A 26,231-nucleotide genomic window follows, 5' to 3' on the forward strand; every position below is an offset into this window, starting at 1 on the left:
GCCCAGATCTACCCTGTCCGGCCTCAACTATCCGACAAGCATTCTTTTTCCATGATCCTGCTGCCTGATCCGCAGAGTTATAACAAGTTCGATGCTAACCAACCGCTATTCGAGCTACAGACAGCTTGGATTGCCAACAGCATCGAACCTTTGAATATCAAAGGAGTTCTGTGTACCGGTGATTTGGTTGAGCAGAACGAGATACGGATTCCGGACGGCATAAACGGAAATCAGACAAGCGAAGAACAATGGCAGGCCGCATCCAGGGCATTTGAACGGCTCGACGACAAAATATCTTATGTCGTTTGTACCGGGAATCACGATTACGGATATGAGAAAGCAGAAAACCGCCTCTGCCACCTTCCTGATTATTTCCCTTCCGAGCGGAATAGCTGCTGGAAAAAGTCATTGGTCGAGACAGGCCTGAACTATCAAGGTATTCCGACTCTTGAAAATGCAGCTTATGAGTTCGAGACAGACACATGGGGAAAACTATTGGTCATATCACTCGAATTTGCTCCGCGTGACGAGGCGATCGAATGGGCGGCCAAAGTTGCCGGTAAAGCCAAATACAAAAATCATAAAGTGATCCTGCTGACACACTCCTATATGTCACCGGAAGCCAAACGTCACATCAAGGAAAGCTACAAAATATCACCCGCCAATTACGGAGAAGCCATCTGGCAGAAACTGGTCTATCCTTCCTCCAACATCTGCATGGTGATATGCGGACATGAATGCGAGATAGCAGACTACAAGGGCAATGTCAGCTTCAGGACTGACAAAAACAGCACAGGCAAGAATGTAGCCCAAATGATGTTCAACGCCCAGACCGCCGACGGTCAATGGCATGGCAACGGGGGAGACTGCTGGCTCCGCATCATGGAGTTTATGCCGGATGGAAAGACGATTAAGATCAAAACATTCTCCCCCCTGTTCGCACTTTCTCCCCTGACATCCGAAAAGGCTTGGAGAACAGATTCATACGATCAATTCGACATCACGATCGAATAAACCATTCATAAACAAAAACCATCTAAAGATGAAACAACTTCTTATTATTCTTTCACTTGTGCTCGGATGCCTGCAACCAGGCTACACACAGAAACCCGTCTTGAAATTCAATAAAGACGGCAAGTTCAAAATCGTACAGTTCACGGACGTACATTACATTCACGGGAATCCCAAGTCAGCCGTTTCTCTCGAACGCATCAACGAAGTGCTGGATGCGGAAAAACCGGACTTAGTGCTATTCACAGGTGATGTCATCTACGGTCAACCGGCAGAGGAAGGGATGCGCACAATCCTGAACTTAGCGGCCAACCGCCAAATACCCTTCGGAGTGACATTCGGCAATCACGATGACGAACAGGGACTTACCCGTACTCAGCTATTCGATATCATACAGACAATACCTTACAACCTGACCGATTCCGTGGCAGGAGTCACAGGAGCGACCAACTTTATTCTTCCCTTGAAATCGTCCGATGGAAAGAAAGACGCAGCCATCCTGTATTGTATGGACTCTCACTCATATTCACAGATCAAGGGAATAGGCGGCTATGATTACATCAAGTTTGACCAGATCCGATGGTACCGCGAAAACAGCGCGAAATACACAAAGCAAAACGGCGGCACTCCCCTGCCCTCGCTGGCATTCTTCCACATCGCCCTGCCGGAATACAACCAGGCCGCATCAGATGAAACGGCCATCCTGGTCGGAACCCGAAAAGAAAAAGCCTGCGCTCCGCAACTGAACTCCGGCATGTTTGCCTCGATGAAGGAAATGGGGGATATCTTAGGTGTATTTGTCGGACACGATCATGATGATGACTATGCTGTTTTCTGGAAAGGCATCCTGCTTGCCTACGGCCGTTACACCGGTGGCGACACGGTGTACAACAACCTGAGCAACGGTGCCCGCGTTATCGAGATGACTGAAGGATCAACCAATTTCAGAACCTGGATTCGCCTAAAAGACGGAGAGGTGATCAACACGGTAAACTATCCTTCGGATTTCATCAAAAAGAAAGACTAAATCAGGACATAATCCGACCGTTTTCAAAACATAGGTGTTTTGAAAACGAATCATGCATGTTTCTTCCTCAAAACACCTATGTTTTGAAACCAAGACGAAGGTGTGTAGAAATACAATAGATATAACTTAGGCATGGATTACATGAAAAAAATAAATTTATCTATGTAATCCGTGCCTAAAAGATCATGACAAAGGAGTTTTAACACATTTACGTTCTCTTTATTTATCATTTTACTTTTCTGGTTTCAACACCACTCCCAAACTCTTCTTGCCGTCCATCTTGATTACGACCGGTTTATCGAAACGGACATGGCGAAGGTATTCGGTTTCCTCCACCGCTGGTAAGGAATTCAGATATCCCTCATCAAACCAGCCATCACCCTTAAACGGGTTGATCGTAAAGTAACCGACACCAAACGAAGTCAGATTTTGGAAAAAATGCGTTCCCTGGCTCGGATCGACACGATAATTTTCCAGCCCGCATTCCACTATAACACGTGCATTGCTGATATGAGGCCATTTCACCGGAATGCCCAGCCAGGAGTCACTACTCCCCCAACGACCAGGACCAACCAAAACATAATTCTTTTCTTCTCCTGTGAACTGGCGGTTCATCTTCTCGATATCATAGGCTATCGACTGGTTGTTGGAGGAACAGAAAGCACCGGTCTTTACATATATAATATCCTGCACATCTGTCACAATGCCATGTCCCAAAACGCTTGTCGATGTAAGTATTGTATCCTCTTGTTCCACAAGCGTCAGGTCTTCTTCCATTACCTCCTTGTTATCCACGATCGGGCGAACTTGCAACAGATAGAATGTAGCGAAACCGGGATTCTGCGGATCTATATTTACCGCAAACTCAATCTCGATAGGCCGCCCCATCTCATCCTGTCCGACATGCAGTATCTGATCGAGCGTATCGGCCAACGGAAAAACCTCATGTTGAAGAACATTCACAAAAGACAATATCTTACGCCCGCCAGGATAGTAACCGTCACGAATAACCTGATCATAAGGATCGTATGTCGAAACAATAAACTTCAGAGAACCGTCCGCATCCGCGTCTTTCAGATTTAGACGAAGCAAATTAAACGAATCATCCACAGAAAACTGATCTGCCAGATTCTTCAAGTCAAGTGCATAAAAACGAGTTTGAGTCTCACGGAGCGCAAAGTCCATCGTACTCATCTGCAAAATATTGTGCGGATGACGAGGAGAGAAACGTAAAGTCTGCCCTCCGTCTACGATATATTTTCCAAGCCCCAAAGCAATATTGGCAATTCCGTCTTCCGCCTTTTCATTTCCAATCGGGTAGAAATTCAACGAACGTGCGACACCAGAGATAGTAGGATAGAAACGGTCATTATACCGGTTCCCTACTACTTCCTGTAGAACGATCGCCATCTTTTCCTGGTCGATAAGGTTCGATGTCGCCGTCATATATGCCTTGCTGTCACGATAAAAGACAGAAGCGTAGACTGCTTTGATCGCGTCGCTTAACGTACGGAGCATATCATATTTATCTTCCAGCTTGGGTACCATGTAAGTAGAATAAATCCCAGCGAACGGTTGATAATGGGAATCTTCCAGAAGACTAGACGAACGGACGGCAATCGGACTTTTGACAACATCGAAAAACGCCATCAGGTCTTCAATCAGACGGGCGGGAAGGCTGGCACGCAGGAAATATTTCAGGATCGTTTCGTCATCCACATCACTCAGTGCGACTGGATACAGTTCGTTTGTCTCCATAAATTCGTCGAAGATGTCTGTACAGATCACGACCGTCTTCGGAATGGTCACAGCAAAGTGATCGTGTTCCAACTTGGGATAACGCTTTACCATCGCCCCAATAAACGCCAGGCCCCTGCCCTTTCCTCCCAGCGAACCGTCGCCTATACGGGCAAAGTTACTATATTCGTCGAAGCGCTCCTTCTGATAGACTGCAACAACACCGGAATTCTTCATCCGACGGTACTGCACGATCAAGTCGAAAATCAACTTGCGCGCCTCATCCATATCCTTGTAGTCGCTCACATCCACACGCTTCAACACCTCTGCCGGCGGAAACATGGCACGGGAATAGAAGAAGCGGGAAAAATGGTTACGACTCAGATGATAAACCAGCGAATCGTCCGGTATCTGAAAGACCTTCTTTTGCAAATCCTTCAAGTCCTTGATGCGCATGATCTCCTCCTTCGTCTGTGGATTCAGGATGACGAAATCGCCGAAACCAAAACGCTGCATGATCTTCTTCCTCAGATCCTGCGGGTAACTCTTGGAATTTTTGTCGATAAAGGAAGCTCCCAGTTCTTTCGCATACACTTTGTTGCTTGCCTCCGACGATTCCAAGACAAAAGGGATGATCAGGCCGGTCTTCCGCACATACTGCCCGAACTTGTATCCAGCGTAAGGATCTTTCACTCCGTCGTGCATGAAGCTCATGTCCGAGATGATCCCCAGCATATTATCGCGGTACTGGTTGAAGATGCGGACAGCCTCCTCATAGGTACGCGCCAACTTGATCTTGGGACGCCCACGCATACGAAGTGTACGCTGATGGTCGTTCAACGCCTCTTTAGCAAACATCTGGCTCTGTTCCAATACAAATTTATACAGATGCGGCAAAGCCGAAGAATAGAAACGGACGGAATCTTCCACCAACAAGATAATCTGCACACCGACACTGGCCGTATCGTCCGGCGCATTCATCTTGTCCTCGATCAGCTTGATTATGGCGAGCAACAGCTCCGCATTTCCCAACCAGCTGAACACATAGTCGATCGCACTCAAATCTTCATTGGCAATCCGCTTGGATACCTCTTTCGAGAATGGGGTGAGGACTACGATCGGTATATTGGGGTAATGAATCTTGATCTCCGTCGCCGCCGCAAAGATATCGCGGTTATCCATATTCGGCATGCAGATGATCAGTTCGAAGTTACGGTCTTTCAACTCAGCCAGTGCCTCCTCCTCTGTCGTCACCTGTGTGAAACGAGGCGGGTAACGAAGGCTTAGTGACGTATATTCGTTGAATATCTGCTCGTCCACCCGCCCATCGTCCTCCAGCATGAAGGCATCGTATTTAGTAGCGATAAGCAATACATTATATATACGCTTATTCATTAGATTGGCGAATGATGTGTCTTTAAACACAAGGTTCTTAAAGTCCGGTATTCCGCTCATAATGATTCGATAGAATTAACGGCCTCAAATGTAAGGAAAAAAACAATCAACCGAAAGCATGTGACAAGATTTGAGCAAGTGGCACATCCGTTCCCTCAGCATGGCACAGACGTTTCCTTAGCATGGCACAAGCATTTCACCTATATGGCACAAACGTTTCACAGCAAGGAAACGGCTGTGCCAACAGCACCACACATTTCCTGGCACAAAGTGAAACCGGAATCCCATCCGTAGGAATCCGGATTTTCACTTAAAGAACATTGTTCAAAAACATAAAAAGAACTATCAAAAAGTAAGCAAAACATTTTGTCAACCCAGGCTATTCCCTATATTTGCAAACAGAATGTTATCTTAAAAAGAAATTATATACTATGAAGACAGAAGTAATCTTATCAGCACTGGAAGCAAAACATCCGGGCGAAAAGGAGTATTTGCAAGCAGTAAAAGAAGTTCTTCTTTCAATTGAAGAAGTGTACAACCAGCATCCCGAATTCGAGAAAGCTAAAATCATCGAACGATTGGTTGAACCGGAACGTATTTTCACCTTCCGTGTGCCCTGGGTAGACGACAAAGGGGAAATACAAGTCAACTTGGGATATCGTGTGCAATTCAACAACGCGATCGGCCCGTACAAGGGCGGCATCCGCTTCCATCCTTCTGTCAACCTGTCCATCCTGAAGTTCTTAGGATTCGAACAGACTTTCAAAAACGCTTTGACAACATTGCCGATGGGCGGTGGTAAAGGGGGATCCGACTTTGCTCCTCGCGGAAAAAGTGATGCGGAAATCATGCGTTTCTGCCAGGCATTCATCCTCGAATTATGGCGTAACCTCGGACCGGACCGCGATGTTCCGGCGGGTGACATCGGCGTAGGAGGACGTGAAGTCGGTTATATGTATGGTATGTATAAGAAACTGGCTCGCGAAAACACCGGTACGTTCACTGGTAAAGGTATGGAATTCGGCGGCTCTATCCTCCGTCCCGAAGCAACCGGTTTCGGTGCCCTCTACTTCGTTCACCAAATGTTGGAAACTCATGGTATAGATATTAAAGGTAAGACTGTTGCTATCTCCGGTTTCGGAAACGTCGCTTGGGGAGCTGCCACAAAGGCTACCGAACTGGGTGCAAAAGTCGTCACGATCTCCGGCCCGGACGGCTATATCTATGATCCGGACGGCATTTCCGGAAAAAAGATCGATTATATGCTGGAACTGCGTAACTCAGGTAATGATATTGTAGCTCCTTACGCCGAAGAATTCCCCGGTTCGACCTTCTATCCCGGCAAGAAACCCTGGGAACAGAAAGTGGATATCGCACTGCCTTGTGCCACCCAGAATGAACTGGACGCAGACGATGCACGCAAGCTGATCGAGAACAAGACATCATGCGTAGCCGAAGTATCCAACATGGGATGTACAGCTGAAGCTGTCGACCTGTTCATCGAGCATAAACAACTTTTTGCACCGGGCAAGGCTGTCAACGCTGGCGGTGTCGCCACTTCCGGCCTGGAAATGACTCAGAACGCCATGCATATTTCGTGGACAGCTGCCGAAGTCGATGACAAATTGCATCAGATCATGAGCGCTATCCACCAACAATGTGTCGAACATGGAACAGAGGATCAATATATCAACTATGTGAAAGGTGCGAACATTGCAGGCTTCATGAAAGTGGCCAAAGCAATGATGGCGCAAGGTATCGTATAGATCGATGTGTATTCAATATACATAGAGAAGTGTGTCTATGAGAAGGGGGATGCCTGTAATTGCAGGCATCCTTTTTTGTATCAATGAACTTTACCCGGATTCTTCGCGATAAAGTCCTTCCATCCGGTATATTTCTTTTCCTGTATCGGATTATTCGTCTGGAAATAATGGCAAACGGCAGCTGCCAATCCATCTGTCGCATCCAATTGCGGCAACATGGATGCTTCCGGAATATGCAGGTAGCGCTGTAACATCCCGGCCACTTGTTCTTTTGCAGCATTCCCATTTCCGGTAATGGACATCTTGATCTTTAGCGGGGCATATTCAAATATCGGGATATCCCGTTCGAGTGCGGCAGCCATAGCGACTCCCTGTGCACGCCCCAATTTCAACATACTCTGTACGTTCTTCCCGAAAAACGGAGCTTCAATGGCCAGTTCGTCCGGATGATACTGATCGATAAGTCCCAAGACCCGCTCAAAAATCTTACGGAGCCGCAAATAATGATCCTCGTATTTATTCAATTGGAGTATCCCCATAGCTTCCAGTTTGGGTTTGTTTCCTTCAATCGTCAGCACTCCGTAACCCATCACAATCGTCCCAGGATCAATGCCCAATATGACACGGTCTTTCGTCATTTCTCCCAATCTATCTCTTCCAGTAAAGTACTAAAGCCGGCAATCTTATGACCGAAACGAGCAACCAATGCGCGGTGAAGGTTATTTCCTTCATTCTGCAACCAGAAATTCAACGTATCGACATTCTTAACATGAAACTGGACGGAGAAACTGATGCCTTCTCCTTCTTCAGCCTGCATCACACGTCGCAGGCATGGCCGCTGTAGGAAACCGCTCTCCACGGCTTTCGGGATATACTGTTTTTTCAGATAATCCAAACTTTCATCCAGAATATCTTTTTCTATATGGAACGTTGTATTATAAACAATCATCTTATTTTTTATAAAAAATCTATGGCAAAGATAGTGGTTATATCAGGAAAAGCCCTATATTTGCGCTTGAAAATAAGTCATACGGGGCATTAGCTCATCTGGCTAGAGCGTCAGACTGGCAGTCTGAAGGTGATCGGTTCGAGTCCGATATGCTCCACAACCTTATGGTAAATAACAAAAAAGGCATTCATTTCTGAATGCCTTTTTTGTTATTTCTATCTTATTTCTTCGCAGTTGCCAACTCCGTTTCAATCGGATCGTCGTACTGTTCCTGCAATTTATTCAGTTCGGTTTTCAGACTGTCGATCAAGGCTTCATTGCCCGGTTCATTATAGATATTATGCATTTCCATCGGATCGTTTTGCAGATCATAAAGTTCCCACACATCGATATCATTATAGAAATGGATTAATTTATAGCGGTCGGTACGAACACCATAATGACGTTTTACTGCGTGTTCCGCCGGATACTCGTAAAAATGATAATATAAAGAAGTACGCCAATCTTTCGGCTTTTCACCTTTCAACAAAGGCAAATAAGAATCACCCTGGATATCTTCGGGAACAGGGACGCCCGCCACTTGAAGGAAAGTCGCTGCATGGTCGATATTCTGGACCATTTCGGGGATGTCGCCTTTAACACCGCCGGGAAAACGAACCAACATCGGTGTACGGAAAGATTCTTCATACATGAAACGTTTGTCGAACCAGCCATGTTCACCCATATAGAATCCCTGGTCGGAAGTATAAACGATAATAGTATTTTCCAATAAACCGCTTTTCTCCATATAATCCAACACACGCCCCACATTACGGTCTACGGAATGGATCACACGCATATAATCGTGCATGTACTGTTGGTATTTCCATTCAGCCAACGCCTTCCCCGTCAACTTCTGTTCCTTGAATTTCTTAATAATAGGATCATAATGTTTGTCCCAAGCTGCCTTTTGAGCCGGAGTCATCCGGTTATATAAATTACGGCCATTTTCTTCAAGGCCGGTAGTCGTATGGATCTCATTTTCCTTATCTGCCATCTTCAAGTCATAGACGAGATCCATATCCTTGATAATATTCATTTCCTGTTCGGATGCGGCAATACGCCCTTCATATTTGTCATAAAATGTTTCGGGAACCGGGTAAACGACATCTTCATACAAATCCAAATCACAGGTATCCGGCATCCAGGTACGATGGGGCGCTTTGTGGTGGAGCAAGAGACAGAAAGGTTTATTCTTATCACGTTTGTTATCCAGCCAGTCCAAAGCTAAATCCGTCGTGATGTTCGTAGCATAGCCTTCGATCTGCTTTTTCTCTCCGTTATCGATAAAGTACGGATTATAATAATCCCCCTGTCCGATCAAGATATTCCAGTAATCGAAACCGGTAGGATCGGATGTCAGATGCCATTTCCCTACAACTGCAGTCTGATAGCCGGCTTGTTGCAACAACTTCGGGAATGTCTGCTGGCTGCCGTCAAAACGTTTCGTATTGTCGGTAAAGCCATTCTTATGGCTATGCTTGCCCGTCAGCAAACAGGCACGACTGGGACCGCTTAAAGAGTTGGCGACGAAACTGTTCGTAAACCGTACGCCTTCATTAGCAATCCGGTCGATATTCGGAGTTTCGATAAAACGATGATCGTAAGCACTAACTGTCTGATAAGAATGATCATCGCACATGATATAGAGAATATTCATAGGCTTCTCCGACACCCCTTTTTTGTCCTTTTGGACACAGGCAGGAAGAGTTACGGCTACCAAACCTGTCAAAAGAAATAGTTGATTAGTTTTCATGATACATTATGTTTTTTGTCTGGATTTGGCAAAATTAAACAGAGCGAACGGAATAATCACTATCCGGACTAAAAAATATATAAAAAAGTCCCGAAACTTTATTCCGGGACTTTCCTTTACCTCTTACCTTTCTTATTTGTCATAATACGGCAATTTGTACGGATTTCTGTATTCGTACCAGTACAAACGATGTGATTCGGCTTCCCTATCGCCATTAAAGCTCAACGTTGCCGGATCCCAATGAACAGGACGTCCCAGTTCACGGGCAATGTTTTGCAAGCAGCAAAGCGTATTCGTACTACAACCGACTTCAACCGGAGCAATCGGATTCCGGCGTGAACGAACGCAATCGATAAAGTTCTGCATATGCGGAGAGCTTACTTCATATTCTCCCTTCCCGACTTTCTTTTCCTCTTTCGGCAACAAGGAAGGATCGGAACATTCGATATAACCGCGAGCGACTTTCAACCACCCCTTATCGCCGATAAACTTGATACCTTGCGCGTTGGCATTATCTTCACGATAAGGTTGTTCGGTCATCACGATACCATTAGCATATTTCATCGTCGCATATTCTGTGCCTTCATATCCTTTCGGGATAAACTCTACTGGACCGGAGCCGTCCATACCGATGGCCGCCTGTGCAATATCGAACATATGAGCCCCCCAATCGGCTGTATATCCGTTTCCGGTTTCCTGATACCAGCGCCATGCCCCCCACAACTTCTCGTTCTGTTCGGGTTCAAGAGAGATAGGAGGACAAAGATCAGGATGATAATGAATCTTCGGATCGTTCAACGGTCCCATCCACTGATTGAAATTCAGATTACCGGGGATATCCATTTCCGGCAAGTCCAATGGCTTGGGGGGTTCGCCGACACGGGCGTATATCTTTTCGATATGGCCGATCTTACCGGCACGAACCAACGCAATCGCATCCTGAAACTCCTTACTCGAACGCTGCTGGCTACCGATCTGAAAAACCCGATTATTATCGCGTACGGCACGAGCAACAGCCAGACCTTCCGTAATCGTATAAGCCAACGGCTTCTGGCAATAAACATCCTTACCGCTCTGACAAGCATGGATAGCAACCAATGCATGCCAGTGGTCAGGTGTTGCCACTTCAATCACGTCGATATCCTTACGGTCCAGCACATCTTCATAAAATTCATACATATCGCAACGGGGAGCTACATTCAGAGACTTCTGCCAAGCCTCGACACGACGTTTGAAACGTTCGCGTTTCAAGGAATCCACGTCACAACAGGCAGCGACCTGCACCCCAGGACAAGTAGAGAAACTCTTAAAATCGGATAAACCTTGTTGCCCTAATCCGACAAACCCTAAAACGACACGATCACTCGGTGCGATACGCACCCCATTTACAGCCCAGCTGGGCAGGATAGTCAAACTTGCCAATCCAAGAGCGGAAAGGCCGAGAAACTCTCGACGGGTTACACCCTTCTTAGTGTTTTCTTTCATGGTAATTCAAAATATATTGGACTAAAAAATTATTCGGACAAATATAGGTATTAAATATCAAAACAACACATCTATCCCATCTAATTTGAATGAATAGGGCCTCTTTTGGAAATCATTCTTGCGGGTAATATTTTTTAACATTCTATTTGATAGCAAATTTCCTGATTAAGGTATCAAAATGACAATAGAGGAAAGAAGGTAGAAAAAAGGGTTCTTTTGGTGTGATTGCCCTATAGAAAAGATGTCGTTTATTAAAAAAATTATGGCTTTCCATTTCATAATTATGAATCAGGAAAGCCATAACGATATATCAAAATACGTTTGTATCAGAAAGCGTAGCCGAAACCGACGTTCAGGTAAATCGGATACATGGCGAAAGTAATTGTATCGAAATCTTTCTGAAAGATATCATTCAATCCCCAAGTCAGGTCTGCATAGACATTCAAATGCTTAAAAGCACGCCATTCGGCACCTAACTGCGCACCCCATTGGAAACGGCGAAGGTTTTTCGAGAAGTCATAAGGGGCATTTTTTCCATCGGCAAAAACGACCTTATTACCGGTAGGATCACCTTCGCGCAAATAACCATCATACACGTTTCCGGAAAAATCACCCTCCAACATATAGGCAAAATACGGTCCCAGATTCATACTGAAGCGACGATTAAACTGATGAGTAGCCAAAACCGGAAAAGACAGATATGTATTCTTTACATTAGTCTTCACATATCCAGTCCAATTTCCTTTTATGCGTTCACCCCCTTCACCGATGATTTCCATTCCATAATTTTTCACATTGGCATTCGTTTTCATCCCTTTACTATCCAAACGAATACCGATTCTCATTCCCCATTTTTTTTCTTGATCGAACCACTTTGTCACATTCCCTTCTATCGCAACAGCCATAGTAGGATTATACCCCGTTATATCACGAATCTCAACGGGCAATGGTATCGGAGCCGTTCCCCCTATGTTAAAGCCGGCTTTTACCTCATACTCCAAACCGATCAATGCAGAATTGATAATTCCCTTATTCCGGTCTTCTTGTCCAAAAACCGAAAACGTTACCAGCAGCAAGGCCAGTACACAAATTGATACAATATTCTTTCTCATCACAATAATCTTTTTTAATCTGCTGCATGAATCAGTTCCACTTCATCGATATGCAATGTACTGCCGACAGCACCTCTGAAATAATCCCCTTCAATACTGGAAGAAAAGACAATAGCCACATTATATTTACCAGCTTTCAGTTTATCTTTATCTACAGTTTTTCCAGTCTTTGTCACAAATGGCAAATAAAACTCCGTCCACTCATCCGTTTCCTTCCGGTCTTTCTCATCAATGCGAGCTATGGATATCAAATTAGGATGATCAAAACGGTTCGTTGCATCCAATGTTTTTGTCTTTTCATCTGTCTCGTAAAAGATTGCATAAATATCCCACGTATCCTTTTTATCTTTTACAATATTTCCATTCTCATCTTTATAAACTTCACCTGCCTTATACTTATAATACCCCTTCAAGTAGGTCGGTATATGCTCGAACGGAACTCCGAACATTGTTGCTTTCAATGGGTCGGTCAATGCGTTCCCTACACTAAACGTACCCATAAAAAGATTACCGGCAGCAATAGGCATACCCAACTTCGAACCGAAATCCCCTGTCGACTTTGTTTCCAACTTTACGCATTTGCCCATTTTTCCTTCCGCATAAGAAGAAGTCGGAAATGATGCCGGATCTTCCGTACCTGCACCAGTCAAAGCAAAACCGGTATTTCCACTGGCCCAATCCATTACCCATTTTCCCTCAGAATCATTCTCATAGAAAATATTATAAACATATTTCAAAAGCGAACTCTTGTAATCCTTTACATTCTCAAAATGATATTCCGAGCTAATTCCGGCAATAATATAAGTAACTTGATATTCTTTCTTCCAATTTCCATCTTCAGAAGTTACCGTATAAAATTGCGGAGTCGTAAAGTCACGTTCGGTCCCGCTGGCCGGAGAAATGATTGCACCGGGAGTCAATGTAAATTCAGGTGCCTGATGTGTCAAATCGGCATCGGCCGTTACCATCAATACTACCTTATTATTTTCTATAATTGGATCACGTTTCAAGATATCTCCCGGCACTGTACAAGTCAATATATCCGCTTCTGCATTCAACGCTTCGTCACGAATACACGAAACCAGCGTAATTCCCAGCAAAAGGCATACAATAAAATAAGTTACTCTAATCATCTTATGTCTGTTTTACAAATAATAGGTTTTCCTTAAAAAGCAAACCGGATACAAAAATACGCTCCTTTTCCCAAAAAGCCACCGTATTTATATTTTTATCACAGTTTTTATTGTATCGCTCACCTATTATTTATACATTTGGCTCAACAACTTATAATATCTAATTCATAAGACCATGACAACACGCAGAGATTTTATCCGGCAAGCGACCTTATTAGGAGCCGGACTTTCCATGAGTCCATTCTTTATCAACGCGACTCCTGGAAGTGTAGGAGCGAACGACAAAATACGCGTCGGACTAATTGGCTGTAAAGGGATGGGATTTTCAGACCTACAAGCCTTCCTCCGGAATCCGGAAGTCGAGTGTATCGCATTATGCGACATCGACGACGAAGTTCTCAACAGTCGCGCGGCTGAAACTCAAAAAATCACAGGCAAGAAAGTTAAAAACCTATATAAAGACTGGCGGAAACTGATCGATAACAAAGATATCGACGTTGTCATTGTCGGTACACCCGACCATTGGCACTGCCTGCAGATGGTAGCCGCCTGTGAAGCCGGTAAGGATGTTTATTGCGAAAAGCCGTTAGGCAACAGCATTGAAGAATGTAACATTATGGTTCGCGCCGCCGAGAAATACAATCGGGTTGTACAGGTAGGACAATGGCAACGCAGTGATCCGCACTGGCAGGATGCCATGGCATTCGTACACAGCGGGCAATTAGGCAAGATACGTACCGTCCGCGTGTTCTCGTATCAAGGTTGGTGTCCTTCCATCCCGGTCAAACCGGACGAACCCGTTCCCGCAGGAATCGACTATGACATGTGGCTGGGTCCGGCTCCCAAACGTCCGTTCAACCGTAACCGTTTCCATTTCACCTTCCGCTGGTTTTGGGATTATGCCGGCGGACTGATGACTGATTGGGGTGTGCATCTACTCGACTATGCACTATATGGAATGAACGTTACAGCCCCCAACTCTATCATGGCTTCGGGAGGCAAATTCGGATATCCGGATGACGCCTGCGAAACACCGGACTTGCTTCAAACAATTTATACATTCGATGACTTCACCGTCATGTGGGATCATGCAATCGGTATCGACGACGGAGCTTACGGGCGCAATCACGGCCTGGGATTTGTCGGAGAAAACGGAACACTGGTTGTCGATCGCAGTGGCTGGGAAGTAATCCCCGAAAAGGTAAGCGGCAAAGCCCGCATGGAAGCGGTTCCATTGAAGAAAGCATATGGTGAAGGCGGTTTGAACCTGCATGTCAAGAACCATCTGGAATGTATCAAATCGCGCAACCGCAACTGTAATGCCAGTATCGAAATCGGCGCCCATATCGCCAAGTTCTCCCAATTAGGCAACATCGCCTACCGTACCGGCAAGAAACTGACTTGGGACGGAAAGAGTTTCCATGACGCAGAAGCAGACAAATATTTATGCAAGGAATACAGGGCACCTTGGGAGTTACCGAAGATTTAAACCAAAAGGGGTTGTGTCAAATACAGGCACAACCTTTTTTATACAATAACTTGCTCACGTAATGGATTATCTATACTTTTGCTTGAACGAAAAATCAGAATAGGAACAGATTATGAAGATAACAATAGAAAACGGGAAAGAAACAGTCATCAATCTTTCCGGACAATTGGATACGTTAACCTCCGTCGATCTTGAAAAAGAGATCGCTCCCATCCTGCAGGGGGAAGCGCAAACGGTAGTGCTCGACGGTGCGGAACTGACCTACATCAGCAGTGCCGGACTCCGCCTGCTCCTTACACTGCAAAAAGGGATGAAGAACAAAGGAGGCTCTTTCCGGCTGAAGAATATTCAGAATGAGATTATGGAAATCCTGAATATCACCGGATTCTCTCACATCCTCACGATCGAATAACAAGTATCTTTATTCCGGCAGATGACAAATACGCTACATATAAAGAATGAGCTGAAACAGCTAACCCGTCTATACGCGTTTCTGGACCAGCAAGCCGGTACTTATGAACTGGGAGAACTACAGTCGATGCAAATCAAACTGGCACTCGAAGAAGCCGTGACCAACGTCATCCAGTATGCCTATCCCGACAAAAAAGACCAGGACATCCGTATCGACATGAGCTACGAGAACAAACGGCTGACAATCGTCATAACCGATACCGGCATCAGTTTCAACCCTCTCGAAAGACAGGAGCCGGACCTTACTCTCTCACTGGAAGAACGCCCGACAGGCGGCCTCGGAATTTATCTGGTCAAGCAACTGATGACGGAAGTCAGCTATAGTCGTTCAGCCGGGAAAAATATACTCACAATGGCAAAAGACATTTGTTGATATGGCAGACTTCGACATTAGAGATATAGCAGCGCTCAAAGTAAAGCTGCAAATCATAGAGAAGCTCGTATTGGCCGACTGGATCTTGATTATCCTGTCGATGTATTACGACTGGGGAGGATGGATAGCCAGCCTGATCGGCGTTCAAATCATCCTGTATATCTACAAGACGAAACTGCGCAAACAACTGAAACAGAAAGAGTATCTCGCCAAAGTGGTAGAAGAGCGAACAATCGAACTCCGTATCCAGCGCGACCAAGTGCTGAATGAATCCAAGAAACTATCCGACGCCCTCGACGCTCTGGCGAAAGCACAGGACGAACTGGTCCGCAAGGAAAAACTGGCTACTGTCGGACAATTGACGCAGGGACTGGTCGACCGCATCCTGAACCCGATCAACTACATCAACAACTTTGCCGGCCTTTCCGCCAATCTGATCAAAGACTTGAAAGAAAACATTACGGACCAGCAGGCGATCATGTCAAAAGAGAACTACGCCGACAGCATCGAGATTCTCGATATGATCAACAGCAACTTGCAGAAGATAAACGAACACGGCTGCAACACTGTCCGGATCGTCAAAGCGATGGAAGAATTATTGAAAGACCGTCACGGCGACGTCACTCCAACGGACATCTGCAACCTCTGCAAAGTGAACGTAGACGTGATCCGCAAGCAGTTCAAAGAAGACATTGAGAATAAGCAGATACAGATAGAACTCGACTGTCCGGCAGAACCTGCGACCGCAGAGATCAACATTGAGCAGATGAACAAAGTGATGCTCAACCTACTCAAGAACAGCATCTACGCATTGCTGAAGAAATTGCAAAAAGAAGAATTCACACCCGTCATCAACATACACGTGGAAAAGAGACTGAACGGGACAATCTTCCTCTGCATCCGCGACAACGGCATCGGTATCGAAGACAATATCAAAGCCAAGATATTCGAACCGTTTTTCACCACGAAGCCCACTGCCGAGGCAGCGGGTGTCGGCTTGTATCTCTGCCGTGAGGTGATCTTGAACCACCAAGGCTCCATCATCGTGAAAAGCGAGAAGGACAACTTTACCGAGTTTATGATTACGATTCCTATTTATCAAAAAAGCAACAACAATGAATGAGGACAGTATGAAAGAGTTAGAACATCTGAGGAAACAGATTAGCCAACAGGAAAAGATGGCTTCACTCGGACTGTTGAGCGCAGGTATCGCACATGAGATACAGAACCCGCTCAACTTTGTGATCAACTTCAGCAAACTATCATGTAAGTTGCTGCAAGATATGGAAGACGTATTGGACGAACTGGAAAGCAAGCTCTCTGCCGAGGTGGACGAGGAGATTAGGGAAATCATGGACGACCTCAAAAGCAACATGTGCAAGATCGAGGAAAACGGCAACCGGGCATCGAGTATCGTCCGAGGCATCCTGCTCTATTCCCGCGGCAAAGACGATGAATATATAGCGACCGACCTCTGCCAGCTGACAAAAGAATATGTATGGCTTTCCTACCATGCTGTCCGCGCCAATAACAAGAGCTTCAATGTTACCATCATAGAAGAATACGACAATACACTCCCGTTGGTCAAAGTAATCCCGCAGGACTTCAGCCGCGCTGTTCTCAACCTGATGAACAACGCCTGCTATGCAGTCTTCAGCAAATCCAAAGGTGTCGCTGAAAATCCTTATAGTCCGACCATCAAGGTAAGACTGGCAAAAGACAGCGACCGGGTACGGTTGGTTATCGAAGACAACGGCCCGGGAATCACGAAGGAGGTCAAAGAGAAACTTTATACGCCGTTCTTCACCACCAAACCGGTCGGAGAAGGAACCGGTCTCGGCCTCTCTATCACCAAGTCGATCATCGAACAAAAACATAACGGAACGATCGAGATGGAATCGGAGCCGAACGAATTCACCCGTTTCACAATCACCATTCCGATTAAATAATCAGAGAAACAACGCTACTATGGCTATAAAAATATTAAGTGTAGACGACGAACTTGACCTGGAAATATTGCTGACTCAATATTTCCGGCGCAAAATAAAGAAAGGTGAATACGAATTCCATTTCGCCCACAACGGACTGGAAGCACTCCAAATGCTGCTTGCCATGCCGGACTTCGACGTGATCCTGAGCGATATCAACATGCCGGAAATGGACGGACTTACGTTACTCACAAAGATTAACGAGATGCGTAACCCTGCGCTAAAATGCATTATGGTATCGGCCTACGGCGATATGGAGAATATTCGTAGTGCCATGAATCAGGGAGCCTTCGACTTCACGACCAAGCCAATCAATCTCGAAGACCTCGAACGAACCATTGAAAAGGCAGCCGAGCAGATCGCTTTCATCAAGCAGGCACAAAGGGAACACACACAATTGGAATCCATCCAGAACGACCTGCATGTCGCCCAGGAAATCCAGCAAACAATCCTGCCCAAGACATTCCCTCCGTTTCCGGAGTTGAAATCGTTCGACTTGTATGCCTATATGAACGCAGCCAAATATGTAGGAGGGGATTTTTATGATTTCTTCCGCATCGACCAGGACCGCTTGGGCTTCGTCATTGCCGATGTGTCGGGCAAAGGTGTTCCCGCCGCAATCTTCATGGCTATCAGCCGGACTGTGATACGTGCCATCGCACTGACCGAAAACTCGGCTTCCATGTGTATGCAACGTTCCAACAACATTCTCTGCCAAGAAAGCGTAAACGACATGTTCGTGACCGTATTCTACGGTATCCTGAATATTCATACAGGCACCGTCACCTACAGTAATGCAGGGCACAACCCGCCTATCCTGATGAAAAAAGACGGTTCCGTTTCCAAAGTACCGTCCACAGGAGACATGATATTGGGGGCGATCAACGATGCCAGTTATCACGAAAAGGAACTGAAGATGTCACCCGGCGACAATCTCTTTCTCTATACCGATGGAGTAACAGAAGCGATGAATACGAAGCATGAACTATACAGCGAACAACGGCTGCTCGAAAACTGCCGGACACTTGCCGGAAAGAACCCGAAAGAGGTTGTGGAAAAGATAACCGAGACGGTTGGCGAATTTGTCGTCGGTGCTGTCCAATCGGACGATATTACATTGCTTTCGATCAGTTACAAAGGGTGACGAAAATGAATTGACCAAATTAAACGCACGAGTTACCAACTCATGAAAATGGATTCCCCAAAAAAATAAATATCCCAGCCTCCAATAGGAAGCCGGGATACTTATCTTTTTATGTATAGAAATCTTGCTTACTTCAGCAAAGCATCGCGGATCCCCATGATCTCGGCATTAGCAGCACGAGCGCTCTGGATAGAAGCAACCTTTTCTTTCAGCGGAGCAATCGTTTCGCCTAACTGTTTCAAATCAGGATAGTAAGCAGCCAAATCGGCAACCACCTCTTCCAACATGCTGACACGTTTTTCCATATTTGTAGAAAGACCGGCAGAAGTAGCATCACCTTCTACAACTAATGTCGGATTGGCAATTAAACAAGCATATTCGGCAGAAGCAGCACCTAACATTTCAACTTCGGCATCTACTTTGTTTTCGGCTGCCATCTTTTCGATGATCTTGTCTTCCTGTGCGTTCAAGAAAGCTTGCAATTGCTCTTTAGTTGCATCTTTCGGAGCCTGTTCTTTCAGGATATCCAAAACAAACGACACATTCAAGTCCGTAGCCAACTTGGCTATTACGCCTTCCACTTCGGCTGTCGGCTTACCGATCGCTTTCAATACATTATAATCAGCCATATACATACCCAATGCACGGGCTTTCTGCGTCGGTGTACTCAATTCGGCAGCCTTACCAACCGGCACCATATACTTGATATCACCCACATTTACTTTTACTTCACCTGTAGAAAGACGATAAGGAATATCAGAATCCGGCATATCCTTCAACAATTGAATTGTCTCTTGTTTCAACTCCTCAGTCAACAGGTCTTTCGGAGCCTTACCTGCTATAACAGCGGCTTCTTCAGTCTTTTCGGCTTCTTCGCTTGTTTTCTTGGCTCCGTTGCAGGAAGTCATTCCAAACACTAATGCTGCTACGGCGAGCATGCTTAATACACTCTTTTTCATATTGTATAATTTAATAATTTATTATTTCGAGTCTTAAAATTCGTCCCGTTTCAAGAAACGTCCCGGAAACTCTGCGAATATAGCGATAATCGACAATAATGCAAAGAAACCTATAACCAATAAATTAAATTTATAAGTAGAAATATGATATCCGGCCCAATTTTTTTCATGGCTGTAGAAAGCGGCACGTCCGAAACGGTTGTCAGGCTCCACATAAACTTGCCCGATCGCTGGGTAGATACGATGGTTCGCTTCCTTATATAGATGACGTCCTCCAGTCCCCATAACCAGGTCTTCTATTGCCATATTATGATGGGCTTTCTTCATCTTCATCAGTTGCTCGGTCCCTTCTTTCCTGCCGCGTTCCTGCTGGATTTGATCGAGATAGGCAGTGAAGTTGTGCGCCCGTTCGTGCAAAGCGGCATCCACTTTGTCCAGATATGCCAGATATCCCTCTCCCTCCATGCGGGGAGCGATACGGGCAGCACGGCTCAATACGGCCAGCTCGTTCTCGACCGTTTTCCGCTTATCGGGATCATCTTTTAGCGCAATCTGTTCTACCAAGCTGCGCACCTCCGGTAAATGAACGTTCTCGTAATATTGCGCCAGATACTTTTCTTTCTCAATCGGGAAATAAGGACGGTTATAAGCGTTGTCGCAGAACTGCTCCACCATCAACGCTTCAAAAGCCCAGCGCGAAGGGATCACCTCGCCGATCAACGGCACGATGTTCTCATCCGAAGCCCGTGTATTGAGATCGTCAAACTTGATGACCAAGCCGCAAAGCAATATCTGTGGGATCAACAGAAGCGGGATCGTGATATAGATCGCAACAACCGAGCTCATCGTCTGCGAAAGGATCAGCCCGGTCAGATTCGCCAGGAACGACGTTGCCCACAGAATACTCCACCACGTGCCGAACATCTCGCTTCCCACTCCGATAATGGTATTCCCCACCCCGATGAACAAAAGCGATTGCAGCCCCGACACAGCCAATAGATACACCATCTTGGATGTCAGATAGCTGCTCCGGCTCAACCGAAGGAAATGTTCGCGCTTCAGGATCGTCCGGTCCTTTATAATCTCCTCGGCACTGATGCTCAATCCCATAAAGGAGACAACAATGACTGACATGAAGATATAAGACACGAAATTCTTGTTGGCAAGCAACGTATATTCATCCCCGTCCATATAGCGGGTCAGAAGGGCGACGATCAGCGCAAGCAAAGGGGCTTCCAATAGCGTGATAGCTAGATATTGCTTATTCGTCAGCTTCGTACGTATATTTCTTTCCAGGAAGATCAGGAATTGTTTGAACCAGGAAGGTTTCTTCTGCTGGTTCTTCGGTAATGCTTCCTCCTCGACAAGCGAAAAAGCGGGACGGGAAGCAAGATATTCGGCATGCCATTCCTCCGGTGTGAACTTTCGGATATTCGTTTGGTTTCCAGAGTCGTCGATCTTCTTAGAGTCAATGATATTCAAAATCAATTCGGGATTCACATTACCACAGACACTGCACACGCTGATATCCGGATCAGTATACTTGGCCGCCTGCTTGAAATAGGTGATTGCCTCTATCGGGTTCCCGTCATAGATCGGATAGCCTCCTCGGTCAAGTAGCCACAGGCAGTCAAACAACTTATAGATTTCGGACGAAGGCTGATGTATGTTCACCACCACCAATTTACCCTGGTGAGTCTGTTCCTTCAGGAGCATGATTACTTTTTCGGAATCGGAAGACGACAATCCCGATGTCGGCTCGTCAAGATACAGGATAGCCGGCTCACGTATCAGTTCGAGGGCGATATTCAAACGCTTTCGCTGACCTCCACTAATCGTCTTACGAATAGGGGAACCGACTTCGAGCCCCTTTATCTCTTCCAAGTCCAACTCCTTCAAAACCTTTTCCACACGTTGCCCAATCTCCTCGTCCGTCAAACGCGCGAAACAGAGCCGTGCCGTATACAAAAGGTTCTGATAAACGGTCAACTCCTCTATCAGCAAATCATCCTGCGGAACAAAACCGATCAATTGGCGTGCATCCGGAGAGTCGAGCGGATGGCCATTCACGGTGATCACTCCCTTATCGGGACGAATATTACCGTTCATGATTCCCAACAATGTCGACTTCCCGACCCCGCTCCCGCCCATAATGGCAACAAGCTGTCCGGATTCGAGATTGAAAGAGAAGTTATGCAACCCGTTATGGCTGTTCTTAAATGTAAAATCAATATCACGTCCGGCCAGATGAATGACTTCCTTGTGCTCGTTCTTATTAAAAACGGCAAGTAGATTACTGTAATAAACCGGCAGGAACAAAGGCCCTTTCAGCACACTGCTATGTTGCCAGGCATAAAACATATCCGACGAAAGCGGAATATCATTCATAAATACCTGCCCGTTCCCATGATAGGTGAAAATATGCTTGTCGAAGCGACGGATATAGAGCACACGGATGAACCCTTCCATCCCTTTCCGCGTGATATGGTTGACCTCCGCCTCCTCCTCTCCGCTGATCGTCAGCAAAGACAAAGAAGTTTGCCCTGTGATAAAGGCAAGCGCATCGTCAAATTCTTCCTGAGGGATCGAAAAAATATCAGCTACCAGGCGGAACAGAGCCAGATGTTGATCCGCCTCCTCACTGTTCGTATAGGCAAACTCCACGAAACGGATCAGCAAAAGCAATTGTTCTTCGGCTCTCAACTTTACTTTCATCTGTTCGCATATATTCCGAACAATCTGCTCTTTGTCCAGTACAAAGAGCGAATCGTCATACATATCGCGCAATGCGTTGTAAAGTTCAATATACTCTTTATGGGAACGTACCCCGAAGTGGCTGGAGAGATAAGAATGAACGGCACGACTTGCCTGCTCCCTTTCAATCCGCACGGAGGAAGCGAAAATAGCAAATAGATTTAATAAACCGTTTAATATGGTCTCATTCATTTATTTTGTCTGTGTAAGATAAATTACCTGCAAAGATAGTAAAGATTCGAAGGAAAAAACAAAGAATATCAGAAACGTAAACAGCCAAAGTTATACATGATACCTTACCGGCACTACCTGAAACCTCTCTCAGGCAAGCAGCCAACTAACCCGTTTCATGCCATCAACTAAGTCAAAACACCCCAAGAACTAAATCAGAACATATAGTAAAGTATCTATTGGTAGTTACTACCTGTTGCTTATACGTAGTACTATCTATCATCAACTAGTAGTTACTACATATTCGCGATAGATAGTAACTACATATAAATAATATGCAGTATGTTTTGAATTAGTTTACTATGACTTTCGAAATAGTTTATGGCATGTTCCGGACCAGTTACTCTTTTAGAACAGACAGATTCCGAACAAAGTAGCAGAAAACCAAAGGTTTCGGATCATAAGGAATATATACAATAATGTATAGAGAATTTTAAATGTCAGAAAACATTTTATCAATAGTCATTTTTACAGCTTGGGTTACTCTCTCTGAACTGCGCCCTAAAGCCTCACAGATTAAAAAGGTATTGACACCTGATCTCTTTAAGACTGTCCATAACGCTTTAACAAAATTGTATCCATATCAGAAAAAGGAATATCCAAATGCTTGTTGAATTTTATAAGAGAATGCATAGTACATTTATACATATCCGCATAACGTAAACGATTTGCTGATTCAAGTTCTTGAATATACTGGTTAAAGACCTCTTGCACAGTTTTACGCTTTACTGGTTTGTTCACCTTCTCCATTAAAGATGTTGCAGTAAATTCTTTTTCCTGTGATTTGAACTCTATAACCTTATCTGTATAAACTTTTACTTTCTCTGCTATTAACCTTTCTATATACTCCTTATTTGGACATTTTCTTGTGGGTTTGTTTTGCTTGAAATCCCACAAAGAAGGTAATATTGAAATTCCAATGCTTTCATACTTCCGTTTACCATCTTTACAGATACGCAACATTAAAGGTGATTCATTGTTTTTCAACACTTTAGACTTGTAACATACGACACTAATTGTTGTACTCATGGTTTACATCTCAGTTTACATGCCCCATGTAAACTGAGATGTAAACCACAGAAAACACCATAAAAAAAGCAGTTACCTAAAAAGATAACTGCTTGATATTGTGAGCCGAAAGCCGGACTTGAACCGGCGACCTACGCATTACGAATGCGTTGCTCTACCAGCTGAGCTATTTCGGCGACACTCAATATAACACATTGAATTATTGATATTTACAATTCAATTCTGTTATCTTTCTGATTTTATGTAATTTCTGGTTTAAGTGTTAGTTTAAACAAATGTTAGATTAATACTATTGTTAATTATCTCATTTTCAATTCTTATATACACAAAATCACCCAAGTGAATAAGAAAGCTCTTTACTCGTTTGGGTGATCTTTATTTATATCCCTTTATTAGGGGAATTCAATATCTCATTGTTCTCCATTTATGTATTCTGATTATTGCGTTTGGCTTATATTTCTGTTACTTTTCCAGTTTCCACATCAACAGTAAAAATAACTTGTTTCTTACTTCCGTCATAATTGGTAATATCAAACTGGTATTTCCAAATCGAATTACTTTGTTCTAAGATTGTTGAATTGATGCGGGCATTATCTTCAACATCTTTTAAAGAAGGGATAGAGGTCTTCCAAACATCTTTTCCCGTTTGATAATTATGTCTGATAATAAAGTAATCACTTTCACGGGCAATAAAAATCCCTTCTGTATAAGAAATAGGTTCTCCTTGAGGACCTTCCCCTAATTCCATAATCAAATCTCCTATAGGGGATAAAATTGCACAATAATCTTCATTATCAGATTTTTTATATGATACGACAACGCTCCCTTGAAACCAACAAGGTATTGCAATACGTAAATTATTCAGGAAAATCATATTATCGCCATTCAAGAAAAGACAGCCTTTATCAGGTATTGAATCACTTGAAGCCCAGCTAACAGCTCTTCGATGAAGATACGAAAATGTAGAAACAAACCCCCACTGCGTTTTGTAAGGAGAAATTTTAAATGTTGTAACATCAAAAAATTCTGTTTCACCATATCCCAAATCGATTTTTATTGTACGCTCGATTGTTTCCGTCCCGTTCCATTCTTTCAATTGTTCCTTTGTATGCTCATCAAACATACCGATCCACATTCTCTCATTTTTAATTCCAGCCAAGAATACAGTATCTTCATTATAACCACACGGAATAATGCTTTGCATATCAAAACCATCTCGATTTTTCACTTTGTAATCGTAGAAATTATTTCTTCTTTTCTGTTCCCATTCATCACTTCCCATCAATGGCTCTTTATCACAACTAGATAACAGTAACAAATAACAAATAATAAACATACATACATTAAAAATTCTATTCATTTTGATTCTTGTTGTTTTTTCCTGTCCCCTTTGGAAAGATTAATAAATAAAAAAGGTGTGGGAACACTATTGGCTTTATCCTATTATCAGGCTCTCGCATTGCCTATGGTACGGATAAAGCAACAGCAACCCACACCAGTTTTGTATATAATTTATCCTCACAGATAAATATATATCAAATGATGCGGGTGCTATTGCTATCATCTTCGTACCATTTTCAAATTTGCGAGATTTGATAATAGAAGATAATTTCAATAACACCTTTCGTTAAACGTATGTCCTCTCACACTGTGTCCTATCTCTTTAGGCGTATGAGATTGGGACAAAAGTACGAAAAGCGTTTTATAATTCAATGGTTTAAATAAAAATATATCGTTTAATCCTTTATCGCCTCATATAAGAAGGTAAAAAGAAGGATAAACGGAATGATCGGATAGATTAACAACACTATCAGGTACACAATGGCGGCAATTAAGATATAAAGTATTATTTCCATGTCTCACAATCTTAAATCCGTCCGTTTTCAGAATAACTGTAATAAGTCTCATCCGTTATGATAAGATGATCCAGAAGGTTGATACCAATCAATTTGGCAATCTCCTTTACTCTTTTTGTCACTTGATCGTCTTGCATACTTGGTTGTATGTTCCCAGACGGATGATTGTGTGCCAATATGATGGCAGAAGCATTACCCAATATTGCAGCCTGCATAATAATGCGTATATCCGCAGAGGTTTCATTCAATCCACCTTCTGAAATATGGCAAACGCCTAATACCTTGTTGGCTCTATTCATTAAAATGACTTTGAAAAACTCTTTGTACTGTATTGTTTCAGAATCAAATACAGATAAAAGGATTTTATAAGCATTTTCAGCGGATAAGATTTTCTCTCTTTCAGAGGCTTTAATCTTTGACTTGTAAGTGAGTTTCACTTCACATACCTTGTACTGACTTTCCATAATGATATAAATTTGATTTTTGTTGATAATTCCTGTGTATCGGCTTGGTTTTAATCCTTCGTA

General features: G+C 44.2%; 21 protein-coding genes and 2 tRNA genes. 10 read left to right on the plus strand and 13 right to left on the minus strand.

Annotated elements, in window-relative coordinates; all coding sequences use genetic code 11:
• Nucleotides 1-1,014: metallophosphoesterase (locus BHV83_RS09195; RefSeq protein ID WP_286757429.1), on the plus strand; the 1,014-nt coding region annotated here is incomplete at its 5' end.
• 28 nt (nucleotides 1,015-1,042) lie between these two features.
• Entirely contained in the window at nucleotides 1,043-2,038 is a 996-nt protein-coding gene (locus tag BHV83_RS09200) for a metallophosphoesterase family protein (protein ID WP_286757430.1), read from the plus strand.
• A gap of 231 nt (nucleotides 2,039-2,269) precedes the next feature.
• Here BHV83_RS09200 and BHV83_RS09205 read toward each other — a convergent pair whose 3' ends face one another.
• Entirely contained in the window at nucleotides 2,270-5,230 is a 2,961-nt protein-coding gene (locus BHV83_RS09205; RefSeq protein WP_046452400.1) for a PEP/pyruvate-binding domain-containing protein, read from the minus strand.
• 371 nt (nucleotides 5,231-5,601) lie between these two features.
• Between BHV83_RS09205 and gdhA the strand changes: the two genes are divergently transcribed.
• On the plus strand, nucleotides 5,602-6,936 hold the full coding sequence (gdhA, locus tag BHV83_RS09210) for an NADP-specific glutamate dehydrogenase (RefSeq protein ID WP_005640696.1): 1,335 nt from the start codon (nucleotides 5,602-5,604) through the stop codon (nucleotides 6,934-6,936).
• A gap of 80 nt (nucleotides 6,937-7,016) precedes the next feature.
• Here the strand turns inward: gdhA and ruvC are convergent, their stop codons facing one another.
• Complete coding sequence (ruvC, locus tag BHV83_RS09215) at nucleotides 7,017-7,574, minus strand: crossover junction endodeoxyribonuclease RuvC (protein WP_005640695.1); 558 nt, start codon at nucleotides 7,572-7,574, stop codon at nucleotides 7,017-7,019.
• Nucleotides 7,571-7,885: a DUF4286 family protein gene (locus tag BHV83_RS09220; protein ID WP_005640693.1), complete on the minus strand. Its 315-nt coding sequence runs from the start codon at nucleotides 7,883-7,885 to the stop codon at nucleotides 7,571-7,573. Before BHV83_RS09220 ends, ruvC begins: the two co-directional genes overlap by 4 nt.
• 83 nt (nucleotides 7,886-7,968) lie before the next feature.
• Between BHV83_RS09220 and BHV83_RS09225 the strand changes: the two genes are divergently transcribed.
• Nucleotides 7,969-8,042: transfer RNA gene (locus BHV83_RS09225), tRNA-Ala, on the plus strand.
• Between the two features lie 63 nt (nucleotides 8,043-8,105).
• Here the strand turns inward: BHV83_RS09225 and BHV83_RS09230 are convergent.
• The 4 genes from BHV83_RS09230 to BHV83_RS09245 form a co-directional block, all read right to left on the minus strand.
• Entirely contained in the window at nucleotides 8,106-9,680 is a 1,575-nt protein-coding gene (locus BHV83_RS09230; protein WP_119215922.1) for a sulfatase family protein, read from the minus strand.
• A gap of 132 nt (nucleotides 9,681-9,812) precedes the next feature.
• Nucleotides 9,813-11,165: a Gfo/Idh/MocA family protein gene (locus tag BHV83_RS09235; RefSeq protein WP_286757431.1), complete on the minus strand. Its 1,353-nt coding sequence runs from the start codon at nucleotides 11,163-11,165 to the stop codon at nucleotides 9,813-9,815.
• Nucleotides 11,166-11,491: 326 nt separating this feature from the next.
• A complete protein-coding gene (locus tag BHV83_RS09240; RefSeq protein ID WP_005640685.1) occupies nucleotides 11,492-12,277 on the minus strand; it encodes a porin family protein in 786 nt (261 codons plus the stop codon).
• Between the two features lie 14 nt (nucleotides 12,278-12,291).
• Nucleotides 12,292-13,410 (minus strand): PCMD domain-containing protein, encoded by a 1,119-nt coding sequence (locus BHV83_RS09245; RefSeq protein WP_122205873.1) that lies wholly within the window; start codon nucleotides 13,408-13,410, stop codon nucleotides 12,292-12,294.
• A gap of 175 nt (nucleotides 13,411-13,585) precedes the next feature.
• On the opposite strand from BHV83_RS09245, the gene BHV83_RS09250 reads away from it, so the two are divergent.
• From BHV83_RS09250 to BHV83_RS09275, 6 genes are all read left to right on the plus strand, one after another.
• The gene (locus tag BHV83_RS09250; protein WP_119215923.1) at nucleotides 13,586-14,899 is read left to right on the plus strand and encodes a Gfo/Idh/MocA family protein; all 1,314 of its coding nucleotides are present in this window, start codon (nucleotides 13,586-13,588) and stop codon (nucleotides 14,897-14,899) included.
• A 112-nt stretch (nucleotides 14,900-15,011) separates the two neighbouring features.
• Nucleotides 15,012-15,311, plus strand: coding sequence for an STAS domain-containing protein (locus BHV83_RS09255; RefSeq protein ID WP_005640679.1), 300 nt, complete (start codon nucleotides 15,012-15,014; stop codon nucleotides 15,309-15,311).
• A gap of 21 nt (nucleotides 15,312-15,332) precedes the next feature.
• Nucleotides 15,333-15,743, plus strand: coding sequence for an ATP-binding protein (locus BHV83_RS09260; protein ID WP_005640677.1), 411 nt, complete (start codon nucleotides 15,333-15,335; stop codon nucleotides 15,741-15,743).
• A gap of 1 nt (nucleotide 15,744) precedes the next feature.
• Complete coding sequence (locus tag BHV83_RS09265; RefSeq protein ID WP_122205874.1) at nucleotides 15,745-16,866, plus strand: sensor histidine kinase; 1,122 nt, start codon at nucleotides 15,745-15,747, stop codon at nucleotides 16,864-16,866.
• Complete coding sequence (locus BHV83_RS09270; RefSeq protein ID WP_122205875.1) at nucleotides 16,859-17,692, plus strand: sensor histidine kinase; 834 nt, start codon at nucleotides 16,859-16,861, stop codon at nucleotides 17,690-17,692. Before BHV83_RS09265 ends, BHV83_RS09270 begins: the two co-directional genes overlap by 8 nt.
• A gap of 19 nt (nucleotides 17,693-17,711) precedes the next feature.
• A complete protein-coding gene (locus BHV83_RS09275) occupies nucleotides 17,712-18,875 on the plus strand; it encodes a PP2C family protein-serine/threonine phosphatase (protein ID WP_005640671.1) in 1,164 nt (387 codons plus the stop codon).
• A 128-nt stretch (nucleotides 18,876-19,003) separates the two neighbouring features.
• Here BHV83_RS09275 and BHV83_RS09280 read toward each other — a convergent pair whose 3' ends face one another.
• From BHV83_RS09280 to BHV83_RS09305, 6 genes are all read right to left on the minus strand, one after another.
• Complete coding sequence (locus BHV83_RS09280) at nucleotides 19,004-19,834, minus strand: hypothetical protein (protein ID WP_122205876.1); 831 nt, start codon at nucleotides 19,832-19,834, stop codon at nucleotides 19,004-19,006.
• A gap of 33 nt (nucleotides 19,835-19,867) precedes the next feature.
• Entirely contained in the window at nucleotides 19,868-22,780 is a 2,913-nt protein-coding gene (locus tag BHV83_RS09285; protein WP_122205877.1) for an ATP-binding cassette domain-containing protein, read from the minus strand.
• Between the two features lie 582 nt (nucleotides 22,781-23,362).
• A complete protein-coding gene (locus BHV83_RS09290; protein WP_286757432.1) occupies nucleotides 23,363-23,848 on the minus strand; it encodes a phage integrase SAM-like domain-containing protein in 486 nt (161 codons plus the stop codon).
• A 103-nt stretch (nucleotides 23,849-23,951) separates the two neighbouring features.
• A tRNA-Thr gene (locus tag BHV83_RS09295) sits at nucleotides 23,952-24,024 on the minus strand.
• Between the two features lie 275 nt (nucleotides 24,025-24,299).
• Complete coding sequence (locus BHV83_RS09300; protein ID WP_122205878.1) at nucleotides 24,300-25,208, minus strand: hypothetical protein; 909 nt, start codon at nucleotides 25,206-25,208, stop codon at nucleotides 24,300-24,302.
• Between the two features lie 507 nt (nucleotides 25,209-25,715).
• Complete coding sequence (locus BHV83_RS09305; RefSeq protein WP_036658544.1) at nucleotides 25,716-26,168, minus strand: JAB domain-containing protein; 453 nt, start codon at nucleotides 26,166-26,168, stop codon at nucleotides 25,716-25,718.
• Between the last annotated feature and the right edge of the window lie 63 nt (nucleotides 26,169-26,231).

It is taken from the genome of Parabacteroides sp. merdae-related_45_40 (assembly GCF_001915675.1).